This window comes from Streptomyces sp. NPDC002619 (assembly GCF_042889305.1).
Lineage (GTDB): Bacteria > Actinomycetota > Actinomycetes > Streptomycetales > Streptomycetaceae > Streptomyces.
On sequence record NZ_JBIAQV010000007.1, the window covers coordinates 263,681 to 271,605 of the forward strand.

The window sequence follows — 7,925 nt, forward strand, 5'->3', positions numbered from 1 at the left end:
GTCCGTGAGGCCGCTTCGGTACCCGTGCCGCGAGACCGGGGCACACTCTCACCATTCCCCGCCGGAGCCCGCCCTGCATCCGGAGAACGGTCCGACCGTGCCGGAGCCCGGTCCCGCTCCTAAGCTGGAGGCAGCCCGCACACCCGTACCGGGGAGGCTGCCGCCATGGTCGAGACACCTTTTGCCCAGGACATGCCCGGGCGCCCCCGCTACCTGCCGATCGCCGAGCACGGGCTGATCGGCGACCTGCGCACCGTGGCCCTGGTCGGCAGCAACGGCACCATCGACTGGTACTGCTGCCCGTCCTTCGACGCCCCCAGCGTCTTCGCGTCGGTGCTGGACGCAGAGCGCGGCGGCCGCTTCGAGCTCGCCGCCGCCGTGCCGGCCCGCACCAAGCAGTTCTACTTCCCCGACACCAACGTGCTGATCACCCGCTTCTTCACCGAGGAGGGAGTCGGTGAGGTCCAGGACTTCATGCCCATCATCGGGGAGCCCGAGTCCCCGGAGTCAGGACGCCACCGGCTGATCCGCCGCGTGCTGTGCGTGCGCGGAACGGTTCCGTTCCGGGTCCTGGTCGCCCCGCGCTTCAACTACGGCGCCGACCCGCATACGCTGAGCAAGCAGGACCACACGGTCCTCTTCACGTCCCCGGACCGCTCCCTCGCGCTCACCTCGACCGTGACGCTGGAGTCCGACGGCCGGGACGTCAGCGCCGACTTCAAGCTCGCGGAGGGCGAGTCCGCTGTGTTCGCCCTCGACCAGGTCGACGAATCCGTGGCCCCCCGCGGCTGCCCCCATGCCGAGGCGGAGCGCGAGTTCGCCGCCACGGTCGCCTACTGGCGCCGCTGGCTGCACCAGTCCCGCTATCGCGGCCGCTGGCGCGAGATGGTGCACCGCTCCGCGCTCACCCTCAAGCTGCTCACCTATGCGCCCACCGGCGCCATCGTGGCCGCCCCGACCACGAGCCTGCCCGAACAGCTCGGCGGCGAACGCAACTGGGACTACCGCTACGTCTGGGTCCGCGACGCCGCGTTCTGCGTCTACGCCCTCCTGAGGCTCGGTTTCACGGGCGAGGCCGAGGCGTTCATGAAGTTCCTGGGCACCTACATCAGCCACGGCGACGGCTGTGCCTCGGGCCCCCTGCAGATCATGTACGGCATCGACGGCCGCACCGACCTGCCCGAGCGCGTGCTCGGCCACCTCGAGGGCCATCAGGGCTCCGCCCCGGTCCGGGTCGGCAACGGCGCCGCCGGCCAGCTCCAGCTGGACATCTACGGCGCCCTGATCGACTCGATCTATCTCTACGACAAGTGGGCCGAGCCCATCTCCAGCGACGCGTGGGACGACGTCTGCCATCTCGTCGAGTGGGTCATCTCCCACTGGGACCAGCCCGACGAGGGCGTCTGGGAGACGCGCGGCGGCCGCAAGAACTTTCTCTACTCGCGGCTGATGTGCTGGGTGGCCATCGAGCGGGCCATCCGTCTCGCCAACCACCGCGGCCTGCCCGCCGACCTGGGTCGCTGGCGGAAGACCCGCGACATCATCTACCGGCGGATCATGGACCGCGGCTGGTCGTCCAGGCGCCGCGCCTTCATCCAGTACGAGGGCAGCGACGTCCTCGACGCCTCCCTCCTGATGATGCCGCTCGCCAAGTTCATCGCGCCGACCGACCCCAAGTGGCTGTCCACACTGGACGCCCTGACCGAGGACCTGGTCTCCGACTCGCTGGTCTACCGCTACGACCCGCAGGCAAGCCCCGACGGACTGCGCGGCGACGAGGGCACGTTCTCGATCTGCTCCTTCTGGTACGTCGAGGCGCTGGTGCGCGCCGGACGTGTCGACGAGGCACGGCTGGCCTTCGAGAAGATGCTCACCTACGCCAACCATCTCGGCCTTTACGCCGAGGAGATCGGCCGCACCGGCGAGCAACAGGGCAACTTCCCGCAGGCGTTCACCCACCTGGCCCTGATCAGCGCCGCGTTCAACCTGGACCGTGCCCTCGGCTGACCGTCAGGCGAATCGTGAACTGCGCACCGGGCCGGTCGAGTTGAGGCGTGCCCGGTCCCCGCGCAGCCAACCGCCGCGCACGGCGCCGGCGAACGCGGTGAACGCCTCGTCCGAGTCCGCCGGCCCCTCCCCGTCGCCCTCGTCCGCGGCCGGGTCCGCCGCCGTGATCGCGGCCGCGAGCTCTGCCTCCGGTCGGTCGTCGGCCGGCGCAGGCTCGACACCGCCATCGGCCCCCTGGCGCAGTTGCTCGCCCCACGGCGCCACCACCGACTGGTGGAGCAGGGCGACGCTGTCGGCGGTGACGACCGGAGTGTCGGTCCAGCAACTCGCGTGCTCGTGGAGCACCTGCCCGGGCGCCCGTTCGAAGAGCTGCCCGAGGATCTCGGGGCCGCCGTCCTCCTCGGCGACGTCGTTCAGGTCGTAGGCCACCACGACGGTGTCCTCGCGACCGGCAGCGAAGGGCTCGGCGCGAACGCCGAGCACCTCGGCGGCGGCCAGGCCCAGGATCCGTGAGCTCCGGCCGGGCAGCAGCGACACCGACCGCGGGTACACCTCGGCGGCCGCCAGGAGCGACTTCAGCCGCAGCAGACCGTGCAGGCACTGGCCGAGGGTGTCCTGCAGCCAGGCGTACCGGCCGGTCATCCCCGCGGCGAAGCCGAACGGGGACAGCGTGCCGAGGACGGTCCCGCCGATCACGAACTGCCAGCCGCGCAGATCCGTGAGATCCAGCGCGGTGGCGGACTCGGCGAGGGCCGCGCGCTCCAGCATCCGGTTCTGCCGCTCCCGCGCGGAGAGCCACACCTCGTTCTCCGGGTCCGGCAGCAGCGCGTGCTGGCGCCGGGCCAGGGCGAGATCGCCCGCCATGAGCGCGTTGAACACCAGGAGATAGCGGTCCGGCCAGTCGGCGAAGTCGGCCTCGCGCCGGGCCAGTTCCGCCACCGCCTCCTGGTGGCGGCCCTCGCGCTCGTACGCCGAGACGAGTTCCCGCAGCACCCCGGGCGAGCCAGGGTTGCGGCGCAGCACCTCGCGCAGGGGCGGGATCGCCAGGTGGGGCAGGCCGCGTTCCACGCACGCGTACCCGAAGTCGAAGAGCGCCTGCGCCTGTTCGGGCCCTGCGGCCAGGGCCGCCGCGGCCTGTTCGAGGTCGTCGAAGCCGACCGCCCGCGCGGCCCGTCCCACCACGAGGGCCACCTCGCCCGGCGGGGCGTCCTCCCCGGCGGCGCGCACCTGCCGCAGCGCTGCGGGTATGTCACCGGAGTCCAGACACTCCCAGGCCTTGAGCAGTTGAGGGGACTTCGGGCGGCGATTCCTGCGCGAGAACATGCCGGAAATGATCAGCGATCGTGCGGGGCGCCCTCAACTCATTTCCGGCAGCGCCTGCTCAGCCCAGATGATCTTCCCGGTGGGGGTGTAGCGGGTGCCCCAGCGGTCGGCGATCTGCGCGACGAGGAACAGACCGCGCCCGCCCTCGTCCGTGCTCGCCGCGTAACGCAGGTGCGGGGAGGTCGTGGTGGTGTCGGAGACCTCGCAGATGAGCGTGCGGTCGCGCAGCAGCCGTACACCGACCGGTGGACGGCCGTAGCGGATGGCGTTGGTGACCAGCTCGCTCAGAATCAACTCCGTGGTGAACGTGAGCTCTTCCAGCCCCCACTCGGCCAACTGCCGCGTCACCGCGGCCCGTACCTGAGACACGGCCGCCGGGTCGGAGGGCACCTGCCACTCGGCGACCCGGTCGGCGCCCAGCGTGCGGGTGCGGGCGACGATCAGCGCGACGTCGTCGCTGGGGCGCGCCGGGAGCCGGTCGAGCACGGCCAGACAGGTCTCCTCGGGCGAGTCGCCGGCCTGCTCCAGGGCGGAGCGCAGCAGGTCGAGCCCGACGTCGATGTCCCGTACCCGGTCCTCCACGAGCCCGTCCGTGTACAGCACGAGCCGGCTGCCCTCGGGCAGCTCCAGCTCTGCCGTCTCGAAGGGCAGGCCGCCGAGGCCCAGCGGGGGACCGACGGGCACGTCGGGAAAGGAGACGGTGCCGTCCGGCCGGACCAGCGCCGCCGGCGGATGGCCGGCCCGGGCCAGCGTGCAGCGGCGGGAGACCGGGTCGTAGATCGCGTACAGACAGGTCGCCCCGGTGACCGCGGCCCCGCCGTCCGCGGGTGTCTCGTCCTGGTCGATACGGGCCACCAACTCGTCCAGGAGGCCGAGGAGTTCGTCGGGCGGCAGGTCCAGCGAGGAGAAGTTGTGCACCGCCGTGCGCAGCCGGCCCATCGTCGCCGCGGCGTGCAACCCGTGCCCCACCACGTCCCCGACGACGAGCGCCACCCGGGCGCCGGACAAGGGCAGTACGTCGAACCAGTCGCCGCCTACTCCCGACTGCGCGGGCAGATAGCGGTAGGCGACCTCCAGGGCGTCCTGCACGGGCAGCGTGCGCGGCAGCAGGCTGCGTTGCAGCGTCACCGCCATGCTGTGCTCCCGGGTGTAGCGGCGGGCGTTGTCGATGGAGATCGCGGCGCGGGCGACGAGTTCCTCGGCGAGGGCCAGGTCCTCACCGTCGAACGGCTCGGGCTTCTCGGAGCGCCAGAAGGTGGCCACGCCCAGCACGAGACTGCCCGCCCGCAGGGGTACGGCGATCAGCGAGTGGATGCCGAACTCGACGACCTGCTCGGCACGTTCCAGGTCCTGCGCCAGCCAGCCGGGCGCCTCGCCCAGCCGCGGTTCGACGACGGACCGACCCGAGACGAGGCCGCGGCCCTGCGGCGAGGTGGCGACGAACCGGATGCGTTCGCCCACCGGGTACAAAGGCGCGTCCTTGCGGATCCCGCCGCAGGCGACGCGGCGCAGCGCGTCCCCCGGCTGCGGTTCCTCCCCGCGCAGCACGGCGTCGTACACGTCCACGGTGGCGTAGTCCGCGAACCGGGGCACGGCCAGCTCCGCCAACTCCTCGGCGGTGCGGGTCACGTCCAGGCTGGTGCCGATGCCGACACCGGCGTCGTAGAGCATGCTGAGGCGTTCGCGGGCCACCTCCGCGCGGCCCGAGAGGGCGCGCAGCTCTGTGGAGTCGCGCAGCGTGGTGACGCTGCCGGGCGGGCCGCCACGCAGGTCGGTCGGCCGCTGGTTGACGGCCAGCAGCCGGTCCTTGACCAGATGCACCTCGTCCGTGGCGACGCGTCCCGAGGCCAGCAGCCCGGCGGTGTCGGCGTCGAGACCGAGGTCCGTGACGGTCCGCCGCTCGGCGTCCTCGGGCAGGTCGAGCAGCCGGTGCGCCTCGTCGTTGGCGAGGAGCAACCTGCCCTCGCCGCCGACGATGAGCACGCCCTCGCGCACGGAGTGCAACACCGCGTCGTGGTGCTCGTACATCCGCGTCATCTCATGCGGGCCGAGGCCGTGCGTCTGCCGCAGCAGCCGCCGGCTCACCAGTGCCGTGCCGGCGGTGGCCAGCGCGAGGGCCGCCGCTGCGGAGGCGAGCAGGAGCGGCAGTTGCTGGTCGGCGGCGCCGCCCACGTGCTCGGTCGTGATGCCGGCCGACACCAGGCCCACCACGGAACCGTCGGGCGCCCGGACGGGCACCACCACCTGCACCAGCCGCCCGATGGTGCCGACGATCTCCTCGCTGACGATCCCGCCGGCCAGCGCCGGTGCGATGGTTCCGACGAACTTCTTGCCGATGCGGTCCGGCTTGGGGTGCGTGTAGCGGATCCCGTCGGTGTTCATCACCACGATGAAGTCCACGCCGGTGGCCTTGCGGGCGGCCTCGGCCCTCGGCTGCAGGAGCGCCGTCGGGTCCGGAGTGCGCAGGGCCGCGACCGTGCCGGGCGCGTTCGCGAAGGTCTCGGCGACGGCGAGGGAGCGGTTGCGGGCCTCCAGGGAGCTGTCGTGCCGTACTTGGAGCACCTGCGCCACCACGGCAGACACGACCAGCAGCAGCACGATCACGACTTGCAGCACGAACACCTGCCCGGCGACGCTACGTCCGCTCAGCGCCGACCGCAGCCTCCCGGCCCTGGTGCGGTGCGGCCCGGTTCCGTCCAACTGCCGCGGATGCAGCGGGGCGAACGGAATCCTGGGACGACGAGACAGCCGGATCTCGGACCGGCCGGGCAGTCGGACCATGTGCCATGTCTACACTGCCCGGCTCGGTGAGGCGAGGGGCATCACGCGAGACGACCGGCGACGACCGCGGGGCCGGGCCAGGGGTGCTGCCGGGCGAGGACGCGCTGGGTTGTTCACACGGGTCAATACGCCTGGGCGCGCCGGGTGGCGAGCAGGAGGGCCACGTCGTCGGGGGGCCCTGGCGTGCCGGGCGGTCGCGGTCAGCCGGTCGGCCACGCCGGTCAGTGGCTGGCCGCCGGGCCGGCCCGTCGCCGAACCGGCCCGGGCTGGCGCCCGACGCAGAGAGCAGCAGCCGGGCGGCCTGCCCCGGGTCGAGGTCGATGAGCAGATGGTTCGTGCCGCTCATCACCTCGTCGGGGCGGACGGTCGCCGGGCGCGCGAAGGCCCGTACGGCGCTACGCAGTTGACCCATGCGGCGGCCTGCACACTGTGTCCCTGGACGCCGCTGCCGGCCATCGGCTCCACATCGTCCGTGCGCCGCCCGGGGGGTGACCAGGGTGGGTGCATAGCAAGAATGCTCCTCGACCACTGTGGACCGCACCTGGGCGGACGGTGCGGGGCAGGTTCAGCTTGTTCCTTGTGAGGAACCCCGGGCGTTCACGACTCCGTTGGGAAAGGGACGAACCGCCGGCCGTGGTGGTCACTTTGGCTCACGGACCCGCAGGTCAAGTGATCCACTCCCAGCCAGAGTGCGAGCCGGGATGCCCGCCCTGTCCTTTTGCCAACGGAGTCGTTCACGCCCGGGAGGAATCGCATCCTCGGGTGAGCGGTGCGGAGCACCGCGGCGGCATCCGGCGCGGAGCGTTGCGCTGCTCTGACCGGGCGGCGGGAGTTTGCCGTGTTCGAATGCGCGGCCCCGGAGGGGCCGGTTAACCTCGCGGGTGTGAAGCTGGTGGTGCAGGTGAAGCTGCTGCCGACGTCCTTGCAGGCGGCGGCACTTGAGGCGACCCTGCGCGCCTGCAACGAGGCGGCCACGTGGGTGAGTGAAGTCGCCTTCGAAAAGGATGTGAAGAACAACTTCGCGTTGCGCAAGCTCACCTACGACCAGACGAAGGCCCGGTGGGGCCTGGGCGCGCAGGCTGCCCAGCACGTGATCAAGAAGACATGTGACGCGTACGCCACCCTCAAGGCCAATCTGAAGGCCGGGAACCTGGGCCGACCGGGCTCGAAGCGGTACCGGAAGGCGACGCAGAAGCCGATCGAGTTCCGCCCGGACGGTGCACAGCCCTATGACGACCGGATGCTGTCCTGGCAGATTCCCGAGCGGCGAATGTCCATCTGGACCGTGACGGGCCGGATGAAGGACGTGGCGTTCACCGCGTCGCCAGAGCAGGTGGCCACGCTGGCGCTGTACCGCAGGGGTGAGTCCGATCTGGTGTGCCGCGACGGCGTGTGGTTCCTGCTGGCCACCTGCGAGGTGCCAGAGGCGCCACTGAACACCGAGCCGGTGGACTTCCTCGGCATCGACCTGGGCATCGTCAACATCGCCACCACGAGTGACGGCGAGATCCTGGCCGGGCGCGGGCTCAACCGCAGCCGGGTGCGTGAACGACAGCTGCGCACCAAGCTGCAGAAGAAGAACACCCCGTCTGCCAAGCGGCGCTTGAAGAAGCGCAGGTGCAAGGAGGCGCGGCGGGCCAAGGACATCAATCACAAGATCGCGAAACATGTGGTGGCCGAGGCTGGGGGCACCTCCCACGCCCTTAAGGCAGTGGGGGAGCACCGGTCGCGGGATCGCCCTGGAAGACCTGACGGGCATCCGCGAGCGGGTACGGCTGCGCAAGCCCCAACGGGCCACCCACTCCAGCTGGTCC

Annotated in this window: 3 protein-coding genes and 2 pseudogenes; 2 read left to right on the forward strand and 3 right to left on the reverse strand. The window is 71.6% G+C overall.

Translation table 11 applies throughout. The features are described 5' to 3' along the window. Positions 1–165 precede the first annotated feature (165 nt). On the forward strand, positions 166–2,007 hold the full coding sequence (locus ACFYXB_RS15580) for a glycoside hydrolase family 15 protein (protein WP_389582082.1): 1,842 nt from the start codon (positions 166–168) through the stop codon (positions 2,005–2,007). Between the two features lie 3 nt (positions 2,008–2,010). On the opposite strand, the gene ACFYXB_RS15585 is transcribed toward ACFYXB_RS15580, so the two are convergent. The 3 genes and pseudogenes from ACFYXB_RS15585 to ACFYXB_RS15595 form a co-directional block, all read right to left on the reverse strand. Further along, the gene (locus ACFYXB_RS15585; RefSeq protein WP_389582084.1) at positions 2,011–3,330 is read right to left on the reverse strand and encodes a hypothetical protein; all 1,320 of its coding nucleotides are present in this window, start codon (positions 3,328–3,330) and stop codon (positions 2,011–2,013) included. A 33-nt stretch (positions 3,331–3,363) separates the two neighbouring features. Then, positions 3,364–6,111, reverse strand: coding sequence for a SpoIIE family protein phosphatase (locus ACFYXB_RS15590; protein ID WP_389582086.1), 2,748 nt, complete (start codon positions 6,109–6,111; stop codon positions 3,364–3,366). A 122-nt stretch (positions 6,112–6,233) separates the two neighbouring features. After that, a pseudogene (locus ACFYXB_RS15595) lies at positions 6,234–6,552 on the reverse strand (hypothetical protein); the annotation flags it as partial. 442 nt (positions 6,553–6,994) lie between these two features. On the opposite strand from ACFYXB_RS15595, the pseudogene ACFYXB_RS15600 reads away from it, so the two are divergent. Beyond that, a pseudogene (locus ACFYXB_RS15600) lies at positions 6,995–7,925 on the forward strand (transposase); the annotation flags it as partial.

Excerpts from the sequence above, each read along its gene's own strand:
- ACFYXB_RS15580 (WP_389582082.1), top strand. The coding sequence starts at position 166 with ATGGTCGAGACACCTTTTGCCCAGGACATGCCCGGGCGCCCCCGCTAC.
- ACFYXB_RS15585 (WP_389582084.1), bottom strand. The coding sequence starts at position 3,330 with ATGTTCTCGCGCAGGAATCGCCGCCCGAAGTCCCCTCAACTGCTCAAG.
- ACFYXB_RS15590 (WP_389582086.1), bottom strand. The coding sequence starts at position 6,111 with ATGGTCCGACTGCCCGGCCGGTCCGAGATCCGGCTGTCTCGTCGTCCC.